The sequence below is a fragment of the Streptomyces sp. NPDC030820 genome (assembly GCF_055572075.1).
This window is the reverse complement of record NZ_JBVIEB010000016.1, coordinates 1-20252: the sequence shown is the minus strand read 5'-3', so window position 1 is coordinate 20252 and position 20252 is coordinate 1. Positions and strand designations below refer to the sequence as shown.

Below are 20252 nucleotides of genomic sequence, written 5' to 3'. Positions count from 1 at the left end.
CACTCCTAGTTGAGGTACTGACAGGTGGAGCGCGGGGTGAAGGCGCCGTGTCCGGCGTGCCCGGTGTATTCCCGCTCGCTGATGACGAGTTCGCCGCGCGAGAGCACGGTCTCGACCCGGCCGGTGGTGCGCTTGCCCTCGTAGGCCGAGTAATCGACGTTCATGTGGTGTGTCTCGGCCGACATGACCTGCTCGGCGTGCGGGTCGTAGATCACGATGTCGGCGTCGGCGCCCGGGGCGATGGTGCCCTTCTTCGGATACAGCCCGAACATCCGGGCCGGGGTGGCGCAGGCGATCTCGATCCAGCGGCGGCGGGAGATGTGCCCGTCGACGACGGCCTGGTGGAGCAGGTCCATGCGGTTCTCCACGCCCGGCAGGCCGTTGGGGATCTTGGAGAAGTCGCCGCGGCCCAGCTCCTTCTGGCCGGTGAAGCAGAACGGGCAGTGGTCGGTGGAGACCACCTGGAGGTCGTTGGTCCTGAGGCCCTGCCACAGCCTTGCCTGGTGCTCCTTCGGCCGCAGGGGCGTCGAGCACACGTACTTGGCGCCCTCGAAGTCGGGCTCGGCGAGGTTGTCCGTGGACAGGAACAGATACTGCGGGCAGGTCTCGCCGAACACGTTCAGTCCCTCGTCCCGGGCCCGCGCCAGCTCGGCCACCGCCTCCATGGCCGAGACATGGACGACGTACAGCGGGGCGCCCGCGACCTGGGCGAGCCGGATGGCGCGGTGGGTGGCCTCGGCCTCCAGCAGGGCCTTGCGGACCTCGCCGTGGTAGCGCGGGTCGGTCTCGCCCCGGGCGAGGGCCTGCTCGACGAGGACGTCGATGGCGATGCCGTTCTCGGCGTGCATCATGATCAGTCCGCCGTTCTCGGCGGAGCGCTGCATGGCACGCAGGATCTGGCCGTCGTCGCTGTAGAAGACGCCGGGATAGGCCATGAACTGCTTGAAGGAGGTCACGCCTTCCTCGATCAGGAGGTCCATCTCCTTGAGCGTCTCCTGGTTCACATCGGAGACGATCATGTGGAAGGCGTAGTCGATCGCGCAGTTGCCCTCGGCCTTGGCGTGCCAGGTGTCCAGGCCCTCGCGCAGGGTGTGGCCGACGCTCTGCACCGCGAAGTCGACGATCGTCGTCGTACCGCCCCAGGCGGCGGCCCGGGTACCGGTCTCGAAGGTGTCCGAGGCGAAGGTGCCGCCGAACGGCAGCTCCATGTGGGTGTGTGCGTCGACGCCGCCCGGGATGACGTACTTCCCGGTGGCGTCCATGACCCGGTCGGCGGTGAACGCCTCGGCGGCGGGTGTGCCGGAGGCGGCGAGGGCGGCGACGCGGCCGTCCTCGATCAGGACGTCGGCGTGGAGCTCGTCGGATGCGGTGATGACGAGACCACCGCGGATGACGGTACGGCTGCTCATGCTGCCTCCTCGGTCGAACGGCATACGGTCACGGCGCGGTCAGCGGCGTGTACGCCCCCGGCGCCCGGTCCCGGTAGAACTGCCAGCGGTCGCGGACCTCCCGGAGTTTCGCCAGGTCCAGGTCGCGGACGACCAGTTCGGTCTCCTTGTCGCTCGCGACCTCGCCCACGAACTGGGCCTCGGGGTCCACGAAGTAGGTCGTGCCGTAGAAGTCGTTGTCGCCCAGGTCCTCCACGCCGACCCGGTTGATCGCGCCGACGAAGTACTCGTTGGCGACGGCCGCCGCCGGCTGCTCCAGCTGCCAGAGGTAGCGGGACAGGCCGCGCGAGGTGGCCGAGGGGTTGAAGACGATCTCGGCGCCGGCGAGGCCCAGCGCCCGCCAGCCCTCGGGGAAGTGGCGGTCGTAGCAGATGTAGACGCCGATCCGTCCTGCGGCCGTGTCGAAGACGGGCCAGCCGCTGTTGCCCGGGCGGAAGTAGAACTTCTCCCAGAATCCCTGCACTTGGGGGATGTGGGTCTTGCGGTACTTGCCGAGGTAGGAGCCGTCCGCATCGATCACGGCGGCGGTGTTGTACAGGACGCCCGGCTGCTCCTCCTCGTACATCGGCAGCACGAGGACGATGCCCAGCTCGCGGGCGAGGGACTGGAAGCGGCGTACGGTCGGGCCCTCGGGGATCCGTTCGGCGTACTCGTAGAAGGCCTTGTCCTGGACCTGGCAGAAGTAGGGGCCGTAGAACAGCTCCTGGAAGCAGAGGACTTGGGCGCCCTGCGCGGCCGCGTCGCGGGCCGCCTGCTCGTGGACCTGGATCATGGATTCCTTGTCGCCTGTCCACGCGGTCTGGAACAGGGCGGCACGGATCACTCGGCTCATCGGGACCTCCGGTAGCTCGGTGTGCCGTGAGCGTAGAAAGCCCGCGCGGAGCGTTCGATGGGCAGCGTGTCACGTGTGCGGGCCGTGCGCGTGCCACCGTGTCACGTGTGCAGAAGCCCATGTTTCACCGCCGTTTTCCCAGGTCGTCGCATGTTTCACCCCTGTTGCGCGTCATGCGCGAGGAGCGCGATGTGCACGGAGGCCGCCTGTTCGAAGTCGTCCAGGTCGACGCCGAGGCGGGACTGTATGGCCTCAAGGCGGCGGTAGAGGGCGGGCCGGGAGACGTGGTGGAGCTGGGCGGTGCGGGACTTGTTGCGGCCGGTCGCGAGATAGGTCCGCAGGACGTTCAGCAGCTCGGGTTCGGACTCGCCCAGCAGCCCGTCCAGTTCCCGCTCGGCGAAGGACTGCACCTGCGGGTCGTCGCGCAGCAGCCGGATCAGTCCGCGCAGGTGTACGTCCTTCAGGCGGACCACGGCCGGCAGGTCGAGGGCGGCCGAGGAGTCGGCGACGGCGTCGGCGACATGCCGGGCCTCGCGCAGTCCCGCGGGCACGTCGTCCCAGCCGGTACGCGGGGCGCTGGCGGCGACCACGGCCCCCGGCCCGGCGCGCAGCCGGGCCGCGAAGTGGGCGGTGAGGGCCTCGGCGTCCTGGTCGCGGGCGAGGCTGAGCAGTACGGCGGCCCGGCCGTCGGCGAGTTCTGCGGCCAGCCCCGACATGCCCAACAGGCGCAGCACGCGGTCGAGTTCGTCCGGGGCGCGGCCGAGTACGACGAGCGGGACGAAGGTGCGCCGGTTGACCGGCAGCCCGGCCGCGCGCGCCCTGGGCAGCAGCCGGCACGCCGGTACGACTCCGGAGAGCAGGTCGGTGAGCAGGCTCTGCGCGGACTCCTCCTCCCAGGAGTGTGCGGATCCGCCCCCGAGCATGCGGTGCAGGACCAGTGCCTCGGCGGCCCGGTCGGCGAGCAGCCGCCCGGTGGCCGCATCGCCCCGGTAGCCGCACAGCAGCAGCCGGCCCCAGCGCTCCCCGCGGCCGCCGAGTTCGGCGCTGATCCAGCCGCCTTCGGCGCAGGCAGAGGCCTGCCGGGCGATTCGCTCCCAGTCGCGCAGCACGTCGTCCACCGCGGAGCGCTCCCCCGCCGTGGCGAGGACGCGGTGGGCGAGGTTGGTGACCACGACCGGGCAGCCGCTGTGCCGGGCGACCTCGTCGAGCAGGCGCTGCAGCGGGGCGCCGGCCGTGATCAGGGCGGTGAGTTCGGTCCGTACGGTCTCCGAGAGGCTGACGGCGGCGAACTTCCGCCGTACCAGCCGGGACTGGACCTCCTCGGTGAGCTCGGCGAACGGGAAGGGCCGGTGCAGGACGACCATCGGCAGTCCGCACCGCTCGGCGGCCCGGCGCATCACCTCGGGCGGCGCCGGGAAGGCACGCCCGAGGCCGAGCACGACGGCGGAGGCCTCCGCGCGGTGCAGCGACTGGATGTACTCGGCCTGCTTGGCCTCGTCGCCGGCCAGGAGCACGCCGGTGGTGAGTACCATCTCGCCGCCGCTGAGCATCACCCCGACATCGGCGGCCTCGGCGACATGCACCCAGCGCACCGGCCGGTCGAGCTGCCCGGCACCGGCGACCACCTCGGGTTCTCCGGCGAGCACCCGTTCCAGGGTGAGCACCTGGCGCACGGAGAGGGCGGGTTCCCCGCCGTACAGGGTCTCCGAGGTGGTGGTCATGGCCGTACCGCCGTTCTCTAGTACGTACTCCTGAGCGCCCGCTCCAGGATCGCCGCGCCCTCCTCGGCCTCCGCGACCGTGAGCGACAGCGGTGGGGCGATGCGCAGGGCGCTGGTGTTGTGGCCGCCGCCCTTGCCGATGAGCAGCCCGCCCTCGCGGGCCGTCTCCAGCACGGCGGCGGCCGCCTGCGGATCGGCCTCGTCCGTGCCGGGCTTGACCAGCTCGATGCCGATCATCAGCCCTCGTCCCCGCACTTCCCGGACTCCCGGCAGCTGCGCGGCGACGGCCCGCAGCCGCTCGATGAGCAGGCCGCCGACCCGGCGGGCGTTGCCCTGGAGGTCGTGTTCGAGGAGGTAGGTGAGGTTGGCGAGCCCGGCGGCCATGGTGAGCTGGGTGCCGCCGAACGTCGAAATGCTGTTGGCGTCCAGGCAGTTCATGATCTCGGCGCGGGCGATCACCCCGCCGATCGAGCTGCCGTTGCCGATGCCCTTGGCGAAGGTGACGATGTCCGGCGGGCCGCTTCGCGCATGTGCCTGCCAGCCCCAGAAGTGCTCGCCGGTGCGGCCCCAGCCGGTCTGCACCTCGTCGGCGATCCACAGGATGCCGTGCTCCTTGAGGACCTCGCGGAACGCGGCGTAGAGCCCGTCGGGTGGGGAGGTGAAGCCGCCGACGCCCTGGATCGGCTCGGCGATCAGCGCGGCGGGCGGACGGGTGTGCCCGAGGATGTCCCTCAGGTCGGCGACACAGGCGTCGATGAACGCGCGGTCGTCCAGCTCGGCGAACGGGCCCCGGGTGCGCACGCCGCCGTGGACGTACAGGGTCTGCAGGGGGGACAGCGAGGTCGGCGACCAGCTGCGGTTCCCGGTGATGCCGACGGTGCTGAAGGAGCGGCCGTGGTAGCTGTTGCGCATCGCCAGGATCGTGTTGCTGCGCCGGAAGGCGGTGGCGAGCAGCAGGGCGGTGTCGTTGGCCTCGGTGCCGGAGGTGGTGAAGAAGACCCGGGCGTCCGGGATGCCGCTCACCTGGGCGATGCGCTCGGCGAGTTCGACCATCGGCCGGTTGAGGTAGAGGGTCGAGGAGTGGATGATCCGCCCCGCCTGCTCGCTGACCGCCTTGGTCACCTCGGGCAGCGCGTGCGCGGTCATGGTCGTCAGGATGCCGCCGAAGAAGTCCAGGTACTTGTTGCCGGCCGAGTCCCAGACATGGCGGCCCTCGCCGTGGGTGATCTCGATCGGCTCGTCGTAGTAGAGGGCGAGCCAGTCGGGCATGACCTGGCGGTGGCGGGAGTAGAGATCGTTCACGGCTGCACCAGCCCTTCGTAGGCGTCGGGGCGGCGGTCGCGGTAGAAGGCCCACTGCTGCCGCACTTCCTCGATCAGGTCGAAGTCGAGGTCACGGACGAGGAGTTCCTCGGACTTGTCGCTCGCGACCTCGCCGACGAACTGCCCACGGGGATCGACGAAGTAACTGGTCCCGTAGAAGTCGTTGTCGCCGTACTCCTCCCGGCCGACCCGGTTGATGGCGGCGATGAAGTACTCGTTGGCGACGGCGGCGGCGGGCTGTTCCAGCTGCCAGAGATAGGCGGACAGTCCGCGGTGCGTGGCGGACGGGTTGTAGACCAACTGGGCTCCGTTGAGCCCGAGTTGCCGCCAGCCCTCCGGGAAGTGCCGGTCGTAGCAGATGTAGACGCCGACCTTGCCCACGGCGGTCTCGAAGACGGGCCACCCCAGATTGCCGGGCTTGAAGTAGTACTTCTCCCAGAAGCCCTTGACCTGCGGGATGTGGTGCTTGCGGTACTTGCCGAGGTAGGTCCCGTCGGCGTCGATCACGGCCGCGGTGTTGTAGTAGAAGCCGGACTGCTCGACCTCGAAGACGGGGACGACGATCACCATCCCGGTCTCGCGCGCGAGGTCCTGCATCCGCCGCACGGTCGGCCCGTCGGGCACCGGCTCGGCCCAGCGATAGTGCTCCGGCTCCTGGACCTGGCAGAAGTAGGGCGAGTTGAAGACTTCCTGGAACCCGATGACCCTGGCCCCCTGCCGGGCCGCCGCACGGGCGTGCTCCTCGTGTTTCGCCACCATGGAATCGGTGTCGCCGGTCCAGGTGGCCTGGACCAGGGCGGCTCGTACGACGTTGGCCATGAGCTGCTCCTTCGACGGGACCCTCAGAGCCTCTACGCCCGTAGAGGGGGCCGTAGAGGGTCGAAAGTAAGCCTCCGGGAGGCCCTTGCCAAGACCATCGTCGTCAACCCGCGGAGTCGATCACGTTTCACACTCCTGTGGGTGAGCGAGGGCATCGCTCGAAGGGAGTGAAACGGAGCATACCGGGACGAAGCGATGGATTGTCGGTCACGTCGCGTGCCCGGCCACCCGCAGCGCGTGCACGAGATCCCAGTGCCGCTCGTCGGAGACGGCCCGTGCGGCGCGGAGCAGCAGCGGCACGAGCCGGGGCGGATCGGGTACGACACTCCGGGCAGCCTCTTCCGCCGTACGGACCCGCACACAGGCATCGAGCAGTGCATCCGCCTCCCGTCGGCGCCCCTCCCCCTCCAGCCGCAGCACGGCCGCACCGATCTGCTCCGCCGGGCGGGCCACGCCCTGCCGCAGCATCTGCCGCGCGTCGGCCTCCCGTCCGGCGGCGGCGAGCGCGTCGGCGGCTGCGGCCAGTCGCTCCGCGGGCAGCGAGGCCGCCTCCCACAGCAGCGTCGCCCAGTCGGCACCGAGCCCGGCACGGTGCAGCGCGTCGGCGAGCGCCGGGAACCATCCGGCGGGCCACTGCACGACTTCGACGAGCAGTACGTGCGCCTCCCCGCTGCGCCCCTCGCCCCGCAACCGCGCGAGCCGCTCCACGACCTCGGCCACCGCCGCCCCCACCTCGGCGTCCACCACTTCGACGGGGGCCGCCACGGGCTCGGCCGCCGACGCGCCTCCGGCGAACCGCGCCCCACGCGGCGTACGCCGCCCGGGCGCCTCGGGCAGGACCGACAGGGACGCCGGCGGCAGCACACCCGCACCGGTCCCCTCCTCCTCCCCCACCATCCCGGCGAACCGGGCACTGCCACGGCGCCGTTTACGGGACTTGGCGGGCGGGGCGGACTCCGGGGCCGAGGAGGAGGGCGGGGTGGCGCCTTGCGGCTCGACCGGGACGGTACGGGGAGCGGGTGCGGCGGCCTGCGGGGGCTGGGCGGAGTAGGGGGACGGCGGGGTGGGAGACACGGACTGAGCGCTGCGGGGAGAGGGCGGGGTGGGTGACACGGCCTGAGCGGTGTGCGGAGAGAGCGGGGTGGCTCGTGCCGACCGGCCGGCGCCCGGGGAGGGGGAGACGGTTCGTGCGGGCTGACCGGCGCCGGGAAGGGGCGCGGCGGCAGCGGCGGGTGTTCCCCGGTCCACGCCTCCGCCCTGTGGCGGCCCGGGCTCTTCCCCCCTGCGCACCGCTCCCGCGCCCACGCCTCCCCGCCTCTCCAGCTCCGCCAGCCGCGCCCGGAGTTCGGCGCACCTCGCGGTGGCGCGCTCGTGGTCGTCCTGGGCCCAGGCGAGGTCGAGGCGGAGGGACTCGGCCTGCTCCGCGGATGCCGGTGTGGACAGCAGGCGGGTGAGTTCGGCCTGGCGTTCGGCGGCGTAGCGCTGTTCGCGGAGCATCACGTCGAGGCGGTCGAGCAGAGCGTCCCGCGCGCCGGGGCGGGCGTCGCACGCCGTGAGCGCGGCCCGGTACAGGGCGCGGGCCCGTTCCCGCTCGGCGGCAGCGGCGGCGGGGCCGTACGCCGCGGCGAGGTCCTCCAGCAGGGCCTCCACCACGTCCCACGGCAGCACCTCGCGCCCGTCCAGGCACGCCCGCATCCCGTCGGGGTCCCGCTGCCAGAAGACCCCGCTCCACCCTCCGCCCTGGTCCAGGCGCGCCAGCAGACCGTCCAGGTAGCTCGCGAACTCCCGCACTCCACCGGGGAGTCGATCCACCGCCATCGCTCAGCTCCCGCCCGACCGCCGGCCCTCTCGGTGGGTAGGCAACACGAGTCGTGTTACGGCACTGCTACACAGAGTTTTCCGGCAGAGCGCGGGCGCCTCACGCGGCCACCAGCGCACACCGTGCGACCAGCTCGTCCATCGACAGCCCGAGAACCCCGGCCAGCGCGGCCACGGTGAAGAACGCGGGTGTCGGCGCCCGGCCCGTCTCGATCTTGCGGAGCGTCTCGGCGGAGACGCCCGCCTGGGCGGCGACCTCGGTCATGCTCCGGCCGCCGCGCGCCTCGCGCAGCAACCGCCCGAGCCGCTCGCCGCGTTCGTGCTCTTCAGGGGTGAGAGGGGTGCGCACCATGCGCCCATTCTAATACCGGCCCACACGGTCGCCCCCATTAAAATACCGGTATAGTAATTGGCATGATGGAGCTGAAGACAGACGCGTCGATCGACGCGATGTACGCGGCGGGCCAGGTCGTCGGACGGATGCTGACGGCCGTACGACGGGCCGCGGACGTCGGCGTCTCACTGCTGGAGCTGGACGAGGTGGCACGGGAGGTGCTGCGCGAGGCCGGGGCCTCGTCGCCGTTCCTCGGCTACCGCCCCTCCTTCGCCCCGACCCCCTTTCCCGCCGTGATCTGCGCCTCCGTGAACGACGCGATCGTGCACGGCATCCCCACCGGCTACCGGCTCCGCGACGGCGACCTGGTCTCGATCGACTGCGGCGCCGCCCTGGACGGCTGGGTCGGCGACTCGGCGATCAGCTTCACGGTGGGCCGCCCCCGCCCGGCCGACCTCCGCCTGGTCGAGACGGCCGAGCGGGCGCTGGCGGCGGGCATCGAGGCGGCCGTCGTCGGCAACCGCATCGGCGACATCGCCCACGCCGTCGGCCGGGTCTGCCGTACGGCCGGCTACGGCATCCCGTACGGCTTCGGCGGCCACGGCGTGGGCCGGCGTATGCACGAGGACCCCGAGGTCCCCAACGAGGGCCGCCCGGGGCGAGGACTGCCGTTGCGCCCCGGCATGGTCCTCGCCATCGAGCCCATGCTCATCGCCGGCGGCAAGGACGCCTACTACGAGGCGGGCGACGGCTGGACCCTCCGCACGGCGGACGGCTCCCGCGCGGCCCACGTGGAGCACACGGTGGCCGTCACGGCTTCGGGTCCGAGGATCCTCACGGCGCGGGAAGCGGCCTGAAGGGGCGCGGGGCTGCTTCCCCGCAGGCGAACGTGCCCACCCCCACAGATCGTGACATCGTGGGCATGAGCAACCCGCCCCGGGTTACCCGGCCGCTCCGTACGTCGTCAGCGAAGGAGCCCATGCCATGACCGACGGCTACCCTCCTGACCCCTTCGGTGAGTTCCTGGCCCGCTTCTTCGGCGGATCCGCCGGAGCCCGCGGCGCGCCGCGCCATATCGACATCGGCCGCCTGCTCAGCCAGCCGGCCCGCGAGCTGGTCAGAGGGGCCGCCCTGTACGCCGCCGAGCACGGCAGCCGGGACCTGGACACCCAGCACCTGCTGCGCGCCGCCGTGGCGGCCGAGCCCACCCGGAGCCTGCTGAGCCGGGCGGGCGCGGACCCGGACTCGCTCGCGTCGGAGATCGACGACCGGGCCGGACCGGTCCAGCACCCGCCGGGCGAGGTGCCCCCGCCGACCTCGCTGTCGCTCACCCCGGCCGTCAAGCGCGCCCTGCTGGACGCGCACGACCTGGCGCGGGCGAGCGGCGCCGGGTACATCGGCCCGGAGCACGTACTGAGCGCGCTGGCGGCCAACCCGGACTCGGCGGCCGGGCACATCCTGAACGCGGCCCGGTTCTCGGCCCGCTCCCTGCCGCCCGAGGCCCCGGAGGGCACCCCGGTCCGGGTGGAGCGGCAGCGCGCCACCGGCACGCCCACGCTGGACAAGTACGGCCGTGACCTGACCGAGCTGGCCCGGCAGGGCCGGATCGACCCGGTCATCGGCCGGGACACCGAGATCGAGCAGACCATCGAGGTGCTGTCCCGGCGCGGCAAGAACAACCCCGTCCTCATCGGGGACGCGGGCGTCGGCAAGACGGCCATCGTCGAGGGCCTCGCCGAGCGCATCGCCGACTCGGACGTCCCGGACGTCCTGGCGGGCCGCCGGGTCGTGGCCCTGGACCTGACCGGGGTCGTCGCCGGCACCCGCTACCGGGGCGACTTCGAGGAGCGCCTGAACAACATCGTGGAGGAGATCCGCTCCCACTCGGACAAGCTGATCGTGTTCATCGACGAGCTGCACACCGTCGTGGGCGCGGGCTCCGGCGGCGAGGGCGGCTCGATGGACGCGGGCAACATCCTCAAGCCCGCCCTGGCGCGGGGCGAGCTGCACATCGTGGGCGCGACCACGCTGGAGGAGTTCCGGCGGATCGAGAAGGACGCGGCGCTGGCCCGCCGGTTCCAGCCGGTCCTGGTGCCCGAGCCCACGGCCGAGGACACCATCGAGATCCTGCGCGGGCTGCGCGACCGGTACGAGGCCCACCACCAGGTCCGCTACACGGACGAGGCGCTGGTCGCCGCCGTGGAGCTGTCCGACCGGTATCTCACCGACCGGCGGCTGCCGGACAAGGCGATCGACCTGATCGACCAGGCGGGAGCGCGAGTCCGGCTCGGTGCCCGGACCAAGGGTGCGGACGTGCGCGCCTTGGAGCGCGAGGTGGACCAGCTGGTCTGCGACAAGGACCAGGCGGTCGCCGGCGAGGACTACGACAAGGCCAAGGAGCTGCGCGACCGGATCGGCGAGCTGAAGCAGCGCATCGCCGAGGCGAGCGACGAGGACAAGGCCGACGAGGGGCTGGACCTGGAGGTGACGGCGGAGGCCATCGCCGAGGTGGTGTCCCGGCAGACCGGCATCCCGGTCAGCCGGCTCACCCAGGAGGAGAAGGAACGGCTGCTCGGTCTGCAGGAACACCTGCACCAGCGGGTCGTCGGCCAGGAGGACGCGGTCGCCGTGGTCTCGGAGGCCGTGCTGCGCTCCCGCGCGGGGCTCGCCAGCCCGAACCGGCCGATCGGCAGCTTCCTCTTCCTCGGCCCCACCGGCGTCGGCAAGACCGAGCTGGCCCGGGCGCTCGCCGAGGCGCTGTTCGGCAGCGAGGACCGCATGGTCCGGCTCGACATGAGCGAGTACCAGGAGCGGCACACCGTCTCCCGGCTGATCGGCGCCCCGCCCGGGTACGTCGGTCACGAGGAGGCCGGTCAGCTGACCGAGGTGGTGCGCCGGCACCCGTACTCGCTGCTCCTGCTGGACGAGGTGGAGAAGGCGCACCCGGACGTCTTCAACATCCTGTTGCAGGTGCTCGACGACGGCCGTCTCACGGACTCCCAGGGCCGGACCGTGGACTTCACCAACACGGTGATCGTGATGACCAGCAACCTCGGCTCGGAGGCGATCACCCGGCGCGGTGCCGGGATCGGGTTCGGGCCGGGCGGCGCGCAGGCGGACGAGGAGGCGCGGCGCGAGCAGATCCTGCGGCCGCTGCGCGAGCACTTCCGGCCGGAGTTCCTCAACCGCATCGACGAGATCGTGGTCTTCAAGCAGCTGACCGGCGAGCAACTGCGGCAGATCACCGACCTGTTGCTGGAGGGCACCCGGCGGCTGCTGGACGGGCAGGGCGTCTCGGTCGCGTTCACGGACGCGGCTGTCGACTGGATCGCCGAGCGCGGCTATCAGCCGGAGTACGGTGCCCGGCCGCTGCGCCGCACCATCCAGCGGGAGGTGGACAACCAGATGTCCCGGCTGCTGCTGAACGGCACGATCTCCGAGGGCAGCCGGGTGACGGTGGACGTCCGGGACGGACGGCTGGACTTCCGCACCCAGGAGACCCCGTCGCCCCCCACCGAGGAAACCCAGCCGCCCGCACCGGAGTTGTAAGGCCTGCCCCACGCTACGAACGAGTTGCAGGCCTGCGACACGCTACGGCGCCGGGTCCACGACCATCGCCGAGCCGCCGCCGCGGCGTACCTTCTCGGCGGCGGCCAGCCACTTGCCGCCCGGCAGCCGCTGCACACCGGTCGCCGCGCCGATCTCGGGGTTGAGCTTGAAGGAGTGACCGATGGCCTCCAGCTGCGTCCTCAGGGCGCTGTTGTAGAGGGCGGGTTCGAGTTCCGTCCGGGCCGCGTTGCGCTGGCTGGCGCGGGGTGCGGCGATGGCGTCGACCAGCGGCAGATGCCGGTCCAGGAACTCGGTGAGGGTCTGCAGCACGGTGGTGATGATGGTCGCGCCACCGGGCGAACCGAGGGCCACCACGGGCCGGTTGTTCTTGTCCAGCACGATCGTCGGGGAGATCGAGGAGCGGGGCCGCTTGCCCGGACCCGGCAGGTTCGGGTCGTGCACGGCCGGATTGGCCGGGGCGAAGGAGAAGTCGGTCAGCTCGTTGTTGAGCAGAAAGCCCCGGCCGGGCACGGTGATGCCGCTGCCGCCGGTCTGCTCGATGGTGAGCGTGTAGGAGACGACGTTGCCCCACTTGTCGGCCACGGTCAGATGCGTGGTGTTCTGGCCCTCGTACGTCGTCGGGGCCGCCGTACCGCCCTCGGCGCAGGCCGCCGGGTGGCGCGGGTCGCCGGGGGCGAGCGGGCTGGTGAGGACCGCGTCGTCCTTGATCAGGCAGGCGCGCGAGTCGGCGTACTCCTGCGACAGCAGCTCTTTCGTCGGTACGTCCTCGAAGGCGGGGTCGCCGACCCAGCGTCCGCGGTCGGCGAAGGCGATGCGGCCGGCCTCGATGAAGTGGTGCAGGTACTGCGTCTCGCTCGCCTTCGAAAGGTCGGTGTTCTCCAGGATGTTGAGGGCTTCGCCGACCGTGGTGCCGCCCGAGGAGGAGGGGGCGATGGAGTACACGTTCAGGCCGCGGTACGACGTCCTGGTGGGCGCCTGGAACTTGGCCCGGTAGACGGCGAGGTCCTTCTCCTCCAGCTTGCCGGGGCGGGCGTTCCAGCCGGAGGCGGGGTCCACGGGCGGGTGTTCGACCGTCTTGACGATGTCGTCGCCGATGTCCCCGCGGTAGACGGCGTCGACGCCCTCGCGGCCCAGCTCCTCGTAGGTGCGGGCCAGTTCGGGGTTCTTGAAGGTGGAACCGACGACCGGCAGCTGTCCGTTCGGCAGGAAGAGCTTCGCGGTGTCCGGGAAGTAGCGGAACCGGGTTTCGTTGGACGCGGTCTGCGAGCGGAAGGTGTCGTCCACCGTGAAGCCGTCGCGGGCGATCCGCTCGGCCGGCCTCAGGACCGTGCCGAGCCGCTTGCTGCCCCACTCGTCCAGCGCGGTCTGCCAGGTCGCGGGCGTGCCGGGGGTGCCGACGCTCAGGCCGCTGCTGACGGCGTCGGCGAAGGCGAGCGGCTTGCCGTTCTCCGTGAACAGGTCGGAGTCGGCGCTGAGCGGCGCCGTCTCGCGGCCGTCGATGGTGTGCACCGTGCGCGACTTGGCGTCGTAGTAGACGAAGTAGCCCCCTCCGCCGACGCCGGCCGAGTACGGCTCGGTGACGCCGAGCGCGGCGGCGGTGGCGACGGCCGCGTCGACCGCGTTGCCGCCGTGTCTGAGTACCTCGATGCCGGCGGCGGAGGCGTCGGCGTCGACACTGGCGACGGCGCCGCCGTAGCCCACCGCCACGGGAACCTTGGTGGGGGTGCCGCTCGTTGTCGCGGCGGGTGGCGCCGCCGCCCCCACCGACACCAGCGCGGCCGAGACCGCGACAACCGCCAGTTTCCGCGTGCCAGGACGACCCATCCGAACCTCCCGTCGGGACAGTCCGCGCAGCGTAGCCAGATTGCCGTAGTACCGACAGTACGCCTGGGCGCCCTGCCACACGAACGTCACGTATCGAACACCGGTACGTAGCCGTCGCCCGGGCCCGCTACCATGCCCGGCCATGAACGACGACGTGCGCAACATCGTCCTGGGCCTGGTGGCGACCGCGATATCGGCCTCGCTGGGCTGGCTCGCCCGCACCTATCTGTGGCGCCGCAAACTGCGGCGCAAGCAGGAGTTCTTCGGGCTGCCGGACCACTCCGAGTCACTGCTCGTCGTCCCTCGCGCCTCAGGTGGACCGGAGCTGTCGGTGAAGCGCTACGACATGTACGCCCTGCTGGAACTCTCCGCCCTGATCAAGGACTGTCATGCGCGCGCCCAGGTGGTGGGACATGACGGGACCCAGCAAGGGTTCGGCGAACGTACCGAGTTCTGTGTCGGCGGGCCCTACGCGAACCGCCGGATGGCGGCCCACCTCTCCTCGCTGCTACCGGGTGTGCAGGTCAACACGGAGCCCGAACCGGTGGCGGAGCGGGGGACGTTCCGCATCGGCGGGGAGCAGTACCGCATGGAGCGCGGCCGGAGCGAGTATGTGCTGCTCGCCCGGCTCACCGCGGACGGTCAGATGGACGGCCGCCCGGTATTCCTCTTCTGCGGTCAGCGGGCCGTCGACAACCAGGCCGCCACCCGCTATCTCGCCCGCCACCACGAGCGGCTGCACCGCAAGTACGGCACCGGGTCCTTCGTGCTGCTGCTGAAGGTGGTCAACTCGCAGGCGTACGGCCCGGATGTGGTCGAGCTGGTGGCGGACGTGACGCGGGCGGCGCGGACGCCGCTGCCCGAGACGGCCTCCGCCGACACGGCCGCTTAGCGGCTCAACAAACTTTACTGGCACGTAACTTACCGACGGGTTACTTACGGTAAGAGGTCACGGTTACCGTCGGGTCACTTTGCACTTGAACCAGTGAAGGAGTGACCCATGGGACATGGTCGCACCGCTCTGCGCACCGCCGCCGCAGGAGCCGTCTCCGCAGCGCTCATCGCCGGCAGCGTCGTCGGTCTGGCGCCCGCCGCTCAGGCCGGCACGCCGTCCGTCCGGTTCGTCGACATCACCGGCGACGGGGGCACCGTGCTGAAGGCGAACGTCGTCACGCCCGAGGGCGCCGACGGCTCGCACAGCTACCCGCTCATCGTGCTGCCCACGAGCTGGGGCCTGCCCCAGGTGGAGTACCTCGCCCAGGCGCAGAAGCTCGCCGACGCCGGCTATGTGGTGCTCACCTACAACGTGCGCGGTTTCTGGCAGTCCGGCGGACAGATAGAAGTGGCCGGTCCGCCGGACATAGCGGACGCCTCCAAGGTCATCGACTGGGCCCTCGCCAACACCCCGGCCGACCCGCGGCACGTGGGCATGGCCGGGGTGTCGTACGGCGCCGGGATCAGCCTGCTCGCCGCCGCGCACGACAAGCGCATCAAGGCCGTGGCCGCGCTCAGCGGCTGGTCGGACCTGATCGACTCGATCTACTCGGGCCGCACCCAGCACGTCCAGGCGGCCGCCGTGCTGGACGGCGCGGCCACTCTCACCGGCCGGGAGAGCCCCGAAGTGCGCGAGATCTTCGACCACTTCTACGCCTCCGACCTGTCCAGGGAACAGGAGATGATCGACTGGGGGCGGAAACGCTCCGCCGCGACCTATGTCGACCAGCTGAACAAGAACGGCGCGGCCCTCATGCTCGCCAACGCCTGGGGTGACACGGTCTTCCCGGCCAACCAGTACGCCGACTTCTACCAGAAGCTGACCGTGCCCAAGCGGCTCGAACTGCGCCCCGGCGACCACGCGACCGCCGAGCTGACCGGCCTGTTCGGGCTGCCCAACGACGTCTGGACGGACACCGAGCGCTGGCTCGACCACTATCTGAAGGGCACCGACAACGGCATCGACCGTGAGCAGCCGGTCCAGTTGAAGTCCCGTAGCGCGGGGGGATACGAGGGCTACCCGGACTGGAAGTCGGTCGAGGCGACACGGCGGAAGTTCGCGCTCACGGGCTCGACCACCATCCACGCGAACGTCGACTCGGGCGCGGACGGCGGGATCGTCTTCCTCTCCAGCATTCTCGACCAGGTCGCCCAGCTGCCGCCGATGGCCTGGATCCCGCTGCTGCCGCGCCGTTGGGCGGCCGTGTGGCAGTCGGAGCGGTACGGCAGCGCCCAGAAGGTGCGCGGCACGGCCACCCTGCACACCACGCTGACCCCGACCGCGGAGAGCGGCACCTTCGTCGCCTACCTGTACGACGTGGGTCCGCTCGGTATCGGCAAGCTCGTCACCAACGCGCCCTACACCTGGCACGGGCGGACGCCCGGCGAGCCGTTCGACGTCGACCTGGACCTGTTCTCCACGGCCTACGACATTCCCGCCGGGCACCGCCTCGCGCTGGTGGTCGACACGGTCGACCCGCTGTACATCGAGCACAACCCGTCCGGCGCGCAGCTGACCTTCTCCTCGCCCCCGGACGACCCGTCGTACGTGTCCGTCCCGCTCGGCGAGCAGTGATCTCCGGCTGCCGCCGGACGAGCCTGGCCCGTGTGAACTGCCGCCCCCTGGGGTCTCGCAGCATGCAGAACGACACATCTTAGTCGAGGCTGGCGGCACTGGGCTTGCCGGATGGGAGGAACTCCTCCGTGCGCCAAGGGGCATCCGCGTGGTGGACGTGAACTGGCCGGTGTCCAAGGGGAGATACCGGCTCAGTTCTCGGCGATCTCCGCGTACAGCTGGGACAGCTCGGGAACGCCGCTCGCGGCCCAGTCCTGCCCGGCGCCGACGACCTCGACCTCGCGTCCGGAGGCCAGCCGTACGACGGGCTCGCCGTCGGGGCGGATCAGCCAGGCGGCGCCGGGCACGGTGCGCACCACGACCGTGCCCAGATACAGTCCCGCGTCATTGCCCAGCCAGGGCAGGATCTCGGCGTCGTCGCGCCAGCGCGGGACGAGCTGGTCCAGGGCTTCCAGGGAGCCCGGGGTGTCGTCGAGGCGGACGCCCGCCCGGGCCGCCTGCGAGCGGAGCAGTTCGCACTCGGACAGCAGCGCGGCGATCCCCTCGGGGTCGGCGGGAATCCCCGCTGCACCGCTCTTCTTGTGCCGGTGGCCCAGGAACGGAAGGTTCATGGACCCAGCCTGGCATCAGACGTCGAGGTCGACCACCACCGGAGCGTGATCGGATGCGCCCTTGCCCTTGCGCTCCTCGCGATCGACGTAGGAGTCCTTGACGGCCTTGGCGAAGGGTTCGTTGCCGTACACCAGGTCGATGCGCATGCCGCGGTTCTTCGGGAAGCAGAGCTGGCGGTAGTCCCAGTAGGTGAACGGGTGGTCGTACTTCAGCGGGCGCGGCACCACGTCGTTCAGGCCGGCCTCGCGCAGGGAGGCGAGGGCGGCGCGCTCGGCCGGGGTGACATGGGTGGAGCCCTCGAAGGCGGCCACGTCGTAGACGTCGTCGTCCGTCGGTGCCACGTTGTAGTCGCCCATGACCGCGAAGGGGCGGCCGCCCTGCGCGTCGCCGTACACGGCCGCCTTCAGGGCCTCGAACCACTGGAGCTTGTAGGCGTAGTGCGGGTGCTCCACCTCACGGCCGTTCGGCACGTACACCGACCAGACGCGGACCGGGCCGCAGGTCGCCGAGATGGCCCGCGGCTCGGTCACGCCCTCGAAGCCCGGGTCGCCGGGCAGGCCCTTGACGACGTCCTCGATGCCGACGCGGGAGAGCACCGCCACGCCGTTCCACCGGCCGGTCGCGTGGACCGCCGACTCGTAGCCCAGCTCGCGCAGCTGGTCGCACGGGAACTGCTCCTCGGCGACCTTGGCCTCCTGCAGGCACAGCACGTCGGTGCCGCTGCTCTCCAGCCAGGCCAGCAGCCTCGGAAGGCGGGCGGTGATCGAGTTCACGTTCCAGGTGGCGATGCGCATGCCTGACAACCTACCCGGAGCCACTGACAACGCACTCAGACCTCCGCCGACGCCCCCGGCGTCAGCCGCTGGTGGTCCGTGCCGCCCAGCGCGCCGATCTGGCGGTCGTAGATCGGGCGGGCCAGGTCGGTCAGCAGGGCGTCGTGGACGTCGTAGGCGCGCTGCGGCCTGACCTCGCGGACGTAGTCGATGACCTCGGAGATCTTGTTCCACGGGGCCATCACCGGGAGCATCAGCGTCTCCACGGGATGGGCGGGGACGGTGAGCGCGTCGCCGGGGTGGAAGACCCTGCCGCCGTCGATGAGATAGCCGACGTTCGTGATCCGCGGGATGTCCGGGTGGATCACCGCGTGCAGTTCGCCGTGGACCTGCACGTCGAAGCCGGCCGCGGTGAAGGTGTCGCCGTGGCCGACGGTGTGCACCCGGCCCGGGAAGGCCGCCGTGATCCGCTCGGCGACGGACTTCAGCGTCCAGATCCGGGCCGCGGGGTTGTTCTCCATGGCCGCCCGGAGCCGGAACTCGTCGAAGTGGTCCGGGTGCTCGTGCGTGATCAGGATGGCATCGGCGCCGAGCGCGGCGTCCTCCTCGCTGAAGCCGCCGGGGTCGATGACGAGCGTCTGACCGTCCTTGTCGAGGCGGACACAGGCGTGGGACTTCTTCGTGAGCTTCATGTCACACCATCCTGCCGTGTACGGCGGCACGGGGCTCACCCGGCGTTCACCCGGCGGGCGTGGTCTCCTCCTGGATGACCTGCCGGGCGACCCGGAACGCGCTGTTCGCGGCCGGCACCCCGCAGTACACGGCGGCCTGGAGCAGCACCTCCTTGATCTCGTCCGGGGTGAGCCCGTTGCGCAGGGCGGCCCGGGTGTGGAAGGCCAGCTCCTCCAGATGGCCGCCCGCGACCAGCGCGGTCAGCGTGACGCAGCTGCGGGTGCGCCGGTCCAGGCCCGGCCGGTCCCAGATCTCGCCCCAGGCGTAGCGGGTGACGAACTCCTGGAACTCCCCGGAGAACCCGTCGGCCTCGGCCAGCGCCCGGTCCACGTGCGCGTCGCCCAGCACCTCCCGGCGGACCTTGAGCCCGGTCCGGTACCGGTCGGTCTGCGCGGCCGGCTGTGCCGGTACGGCGGCCGGGGCTATCTCGGCGACCGGCGTGACGTGCGGCGCCGCGGCGATGGCCGGGTTGACCGGGGCGGCCGGCAGAGCGGTCTGGCCGGTGTCGTAGGGCTGCTGCCAGGCGGTGGAGAAGTGGTGCACCAGCAGGTCGGTGACGGCCGCCGGCTGCTCGACCGGAACCAGGTGCGAGGCGCCCGGGACGACCGCGAGCCGGGCGTCCCGGATGCCGGCGACCAGGGTGCGGGCCTCGGCGGGCCCGGTGACCTGGTCGTCGGACCCGACGAGCACGAGCGTCGGCACGCCGACCCGGCCCAGCTCGCTCCGTACGTCGAACGAGGCGAGCGCCTCGCAGGCGGCGATGTAGCAGCCCGGGTCGGTGGTGCGGACCATCTGCACCGCCCACTCGGTGATGGCCGGCTGGGCCGCGGCGAACCCCCCGGTGAACCAGCGGTCCGGCGAGGTCCGGGCGATCGGGTCGAGCCCGTTGGTACGGACGATCACCCCGCGCTGGCGGAACTCGTCGGCGGTCCCGAACCGGGGCGAGGCCGCGACCAGCGCCAGCGAGGCGAGCCGCTCGGGGTGGCGCAGGGCCAGCTCGATACCGATGGCACCGCCGAGCGCACAGCCCGCGTAGCCGAACCGCTGCACGCCGATCGAGTCCAGCGTGGCCAGCAGCCGGGTGGCCAGCTCGGCGACGGACCCGGCCGGGTGGGCGGGGGCCCCGCCGTGACCGGGCAGGTCGAAGCGCAGGACCCGCCACTGCTTGGTCAGCTCCGGCACCTGGCGGTCCCACATGTGCCAGGTCGTGCCGAGTGAGGGACCCAGGATCAGGACTGGGGCGTCTTCTCTCCCGTCAAAGCGGTACTGCAGGGTGTTCGTCGGTGTCTCACTCACGTCCTGCACGCTCTCACATCTCACCATTTCGCACGTGCCCGGGTCACAGCCCGCCGCACGGCGTCCCAGGTTGTGAGGACTCCGCGAAGATCGTTCGCGCGCCTTCCGGCGCGGTGCCGCTACCGGGACTCCTCCTGGTGGGACAGCTCGAGGGGGCCCGCCAGAAGGGCTCTGCGTGTGATGCCACCCATAGGAGCCAGATCACATCCTAACCGGGACCGTAGTGCCTCCACCCAGCCGACCTGCACAGAAGTCACCATTTAATATCTAATTTCGGACATTGCTACGTAGTTGGGTAGTACGTCACATCATTGCGCCGCGCTCAACCGGCCCGTAAACATTGCTGTCGTCGCCGGGAGCCACCGGCCGGACCGAGCGGGACACCGCCGGATCCGCCCGCTCCCGACACACCCCGGGGCACCGCCCCACGCCACCGCGACCGACAGCGGCCGGCACCGACTACGTCCTTTCGTGGAGAGTTCCTTCCGTATGACCATGACCACCCGCACCCGCATCGCTCGCCTTCGCACCCTCGCCCTCACCGGCATCACCACCACCGGCGCGGCAGCCGTCGCCCTGACTC

The 20252-nt window shown here is 71.4% G+C and carries 16 protein-coding genes; 4 read left to right on the top strand and 12 right to left on the bottom strand.

Annotated elements, in window-relative coordinates; translation table 11 throughout:
• Positions 1–5: 5 nt before the first annotated feature.
• The 7 genes from hydA to ACZ418_RS34780 form a co-directional block, all read right to left on the bottom strand.
• The gene (gene hydA, locus ACZ418_RS34810; RefSeq protein ID WP_468371090.1) at positions 6–1409 is read right to left on the bottom strand and encodes a dihydropyrimidinase; all 1404 of its coding nucleotides are present in this window, start codon (positions 1407–1409) and stop codon (positions 6–8) included.
• A gap of 28 nt (positions 1410–1437) precedes the next feature.
• Entirely contained in the window at positions 1438–2280 is an 843-nt protein-coding gene (locus ACZ418_RS34805) for a nitrilase-related carbon-nitrogen hydrolase (RefSeq protein ID WP_365722758.1), read from the bottom strand.
• Between the two features lie 155 nt (positions 2281–2435).
• Positions 2436–4001 carry a PucR family transcriptional regulator gene (locus ACZ418_RS34800; protein ID WP_468371088.1) on the bottom strand — a complete coding sequence of 522 codons (1566 nt, stop codon included), beginning with the start codon at positions 3999–4001 and terminating at the stop codon, positions 2436–2438.
• A 17-nt stretch (positions 4002–4018) separates the two neighbouring features.
• Positions 4019–5302, bottom strand: a complete 1284-nt coding sequence (locus ACZ418_RS34795) for an aspartate aminotransferase family protein (RefSeq protein WP_468371086.1) — start codon at positions 5300–5302, stop codon at positions 4019–4021.
• Entirely contained in the window at positions 5299–6141 is an 843-nt protein-coding gene (locus ACZ418_RS34790; protein ID WP_468371085.1) for a nitrilase-related carbon-nitrogen hydrolase, read from the bottom strand. Before ACZ418_RS34790 ends, ACZ418_RS34795 begins: the two co-directional genes overlap by 4 nt.
• A gap of 207 nt (positions 6142–6348) precedes the next feature.
• Positions 6349–7959, bottom strand: coding sequence for a hypothetical protein (locus tag ACZ418_RS34785; protein ID WP_468371084.1), 1611 nt, complete (start codon positions 7957–7959; stop codon positions 6349–6351).
• Between the two features lie 100 nt (positions 7960–8059).
• Positions 8060–8311 carry a helix-turn-helix domain-containing protein gene (locus ACZ418_RS34780; protein ID WP_468371082.1) on the bottom strand — a complete coding sequence of 84 codons (252 nt, stop codon included), beginning with the start codon at positions 8309–8311 and terminating at the stop codon, positions 8060–8062.
• A 62-nt stretch (positions 8312–8373) separates the two neighbouring features.
• On the opposite strand from ACZ418_RS34780, the gene map reads away from it, so the two are divergent.
• Together map and ACZ418_RS34770 are read left to right on the top strand one after the other, a co-directional pair.
• Positions 8374–9150, top strand: coding sequence for a type I methionyl aminopeptidase (gene map, locus ACZ418_RS34775; RefSeq protein ID WP_468371080.1), 777 nt, complete (start codon positions 8374–8376; stop codon positions 9148–9150).
• Between the two features lie 127 nt (positions 9151–9277).
• A complete protein-coding gene (locus tag ACZ418_RS34770; protein ID WP_468371079.1) occupies positions 9278–11842 on the top strand; it encodes an ATP-dependent Clp protease ATP-binding subunit in 2565 nt (854 codons plus the stop codon).
• 42 nt (positions 11843–11884) lie between these two features.
• Here ACZ418_RS34770 and ggt read toward each other — a convergent pair whose 3' ends face one another.
• A complete protein-coding gene (gene ggt, locus ACZ418_RS34765) occupies positions 11885–13687 on the bottom strand; it encodes a gamma-glutamyltransferase (protein WP_468371078.1) in 1803 nt (600 codons plus the stop codon).
• Positions 13688–13829: 142 nt separating this feature from the next.
• On the opposite strand from ggt, the gene ACZ418_RS34760 reads away from it, so the two are divergent.
• Complete coding sequence (locus tag ACZ418_RS34760; RefSeq protein ID WP_468371076.1) at positions 13830–14579, top strand: hypothetical protein; 750 nt, start codon at positions 13830–13832, stop codon at positions 14577–14579.
• A gap of 108 nt (positions 14580–14687) precedes the next feature.
• Positions 14688–16256 (top strand): CocE/NonD family hydrolase, encoded by a 1569-nt coding sequence (locus ACZ418_RS34755; protein ID WP_468371075.1) that lies wholly within the window; start codon positions 14688–14690, stop codon positions 16254–16256.
• A gap of 191 nt (positions 16257–16447) precedes the next feature.
• Here ACZ418_RS34755 and ACZ418_RS34750 read toward each other — a convergent pair whose 3' ends face one another.
• Genes ACZ418_RS34750 through pcaDC form a run of 4 tightly spaced genes read right to left on the bottom strand, consistent with a single transcriptional unit; the run spans position 16448 to position 19669 of the window.
• A complete protein-coding gene (locus ACZ418_RS34750; protein WP_356313964.1) occupies positions 16448–16867 on the bottom strand; it encodes a DUF6278 family protein in 420 nt (139 codons plus the stop codon).
• Positions 16868–16882: 15 nt separating this feature from the next.
• Positions 16883–17662, bottom strand: coding sequence for an exodeoxyribonuclease III (locus ACZ418_RS34745; protein ID WP_468371073.1), 780 nt, complete (start codon positions 17660–17662; stop codon positions 16883–16885).
• Between the two features lie 35 nt (positions 17663–17697).
• Positions 17698–18333, bottom strand: coding sequence for an MBL fold metallo-hydrolase (locus ACZ418_RS34740; RefSeq protein WP_468371072.1), 636 nt, complete (start codon positions 18331–18333; stop codon positions 17698–17700).
• A 46-nt stretch (positions 18334–18379) separates the two neighbouring features.
• Complete coding sequence (gene pcaDC, locus ACZ418_RS34735) at positions 18380–19669, bottom strand: bifunctional 3-oxoadipate enol-lactonase/4-carboxymuconolactone decarboxylase PcaDC (RefSeq protein ID WP_468371071.1); 1290 nt, start codon at positions 19667–19669, stop codon at positions 18380–18382.
• Positions 19670–20252 lie beyond the last annotated feature (583 nt).

Coding starts and splice junctions, on each gene's coding strand:
- hydA (WP_468371090.1), bottom strand. CDS start 1,409: ATGAGCAGCCGTACCGTCATCCGCGGTGGTCTCGTCATCACCGCATCC.
- ACZ418_RS34805 (WP_365722758.1), bottom strand. CDS start 2,280: ATGAGCCGAGTGATCCGTGCCGCCCTGTTCCAGACCGCGTGGACAGGC.
- ACZ418_RS34800 (WP_468371088.1), bottom strand. CDS start 4,001: ATGACCACCACCTCGGAGACCCTGTACGGCGGGGAACCCGCCCTCTCC.
- ACZ418_RS34790 (WP_468371085.1), bottom strand. CDS start 6,141: ATGGCCAACGTCGTACGAGCCGCCCTGGTCCAGGCCACCTGGACCGGC.
- ACZ418_RS34785 (WP_468371084.1), bottom strand. CDS start 7,959: ATGGCGGTGGATCGACTCCCCGGTGGAGTGCGGGAGTTCGCGAGCTAC.
- ACZ418_RS34780 (WP_468371082.1), bottom strand. CDS start 8,311: ATGGTGCGCACCCCTCTCACCCCTGAAGAGCACGAACGCGGCGAGCGG.
- map (WP_468371080.1), top strand. CDS start 8,374: ATGATGGAGCTGAAGACAGACGCGTCGATCGACGCGATGTACGCGGCG.
- ACZ418_RS34770 (WP_468371079.1), top strand. CDS start 9,278: ATGACCGACGGCTACCCTCCTGACCCCTTCGGTGAGTTCCTGGCCCGC.
- ggt (WP_468371078.1), bottom strand. CDS start 13,687: ATGGGTCGTCCTGGCACGCGGAAACTGGCGGTTGTCGCGGTCTCGGCC.
- ACZ418_RS34760 (WP_468371076.1), top strand. CDS start 13,830: ATGAACGACGACGTGCGCAACATCGTCCTGGGCCTGGTGGCGACCGCG.
- ACZ418_RS34755 (WP_468371075.1), top strand. CDS start 14,688: ATGGGACATGGTCGCACCGCTCTGCGCACCGCCGCCGCAGGAGCCGTC.
- ACZ418_RS34750 (WP_356313964.1), bottom strand. CDS start 16,867: ATGAACCTTCCGTTCCTGGGCCACCGGCACAAGAAGAGCGGTGCAGCG.
- ACZ418_RS34745 (WP_468371073.1), bottom strand. CDS start 17,662: ATGCGCATCGCCACCTGGAACGTGAACTCGATCACCGCCCGCCTTCCG.
- ACZ418_RS34740 (WP_468371072.1), bottom strand. CDS start 18,333: ATGAAGCTCACGAAGAAGTCCCACGCCTGTGTCCGCCTCGACAAGGAC.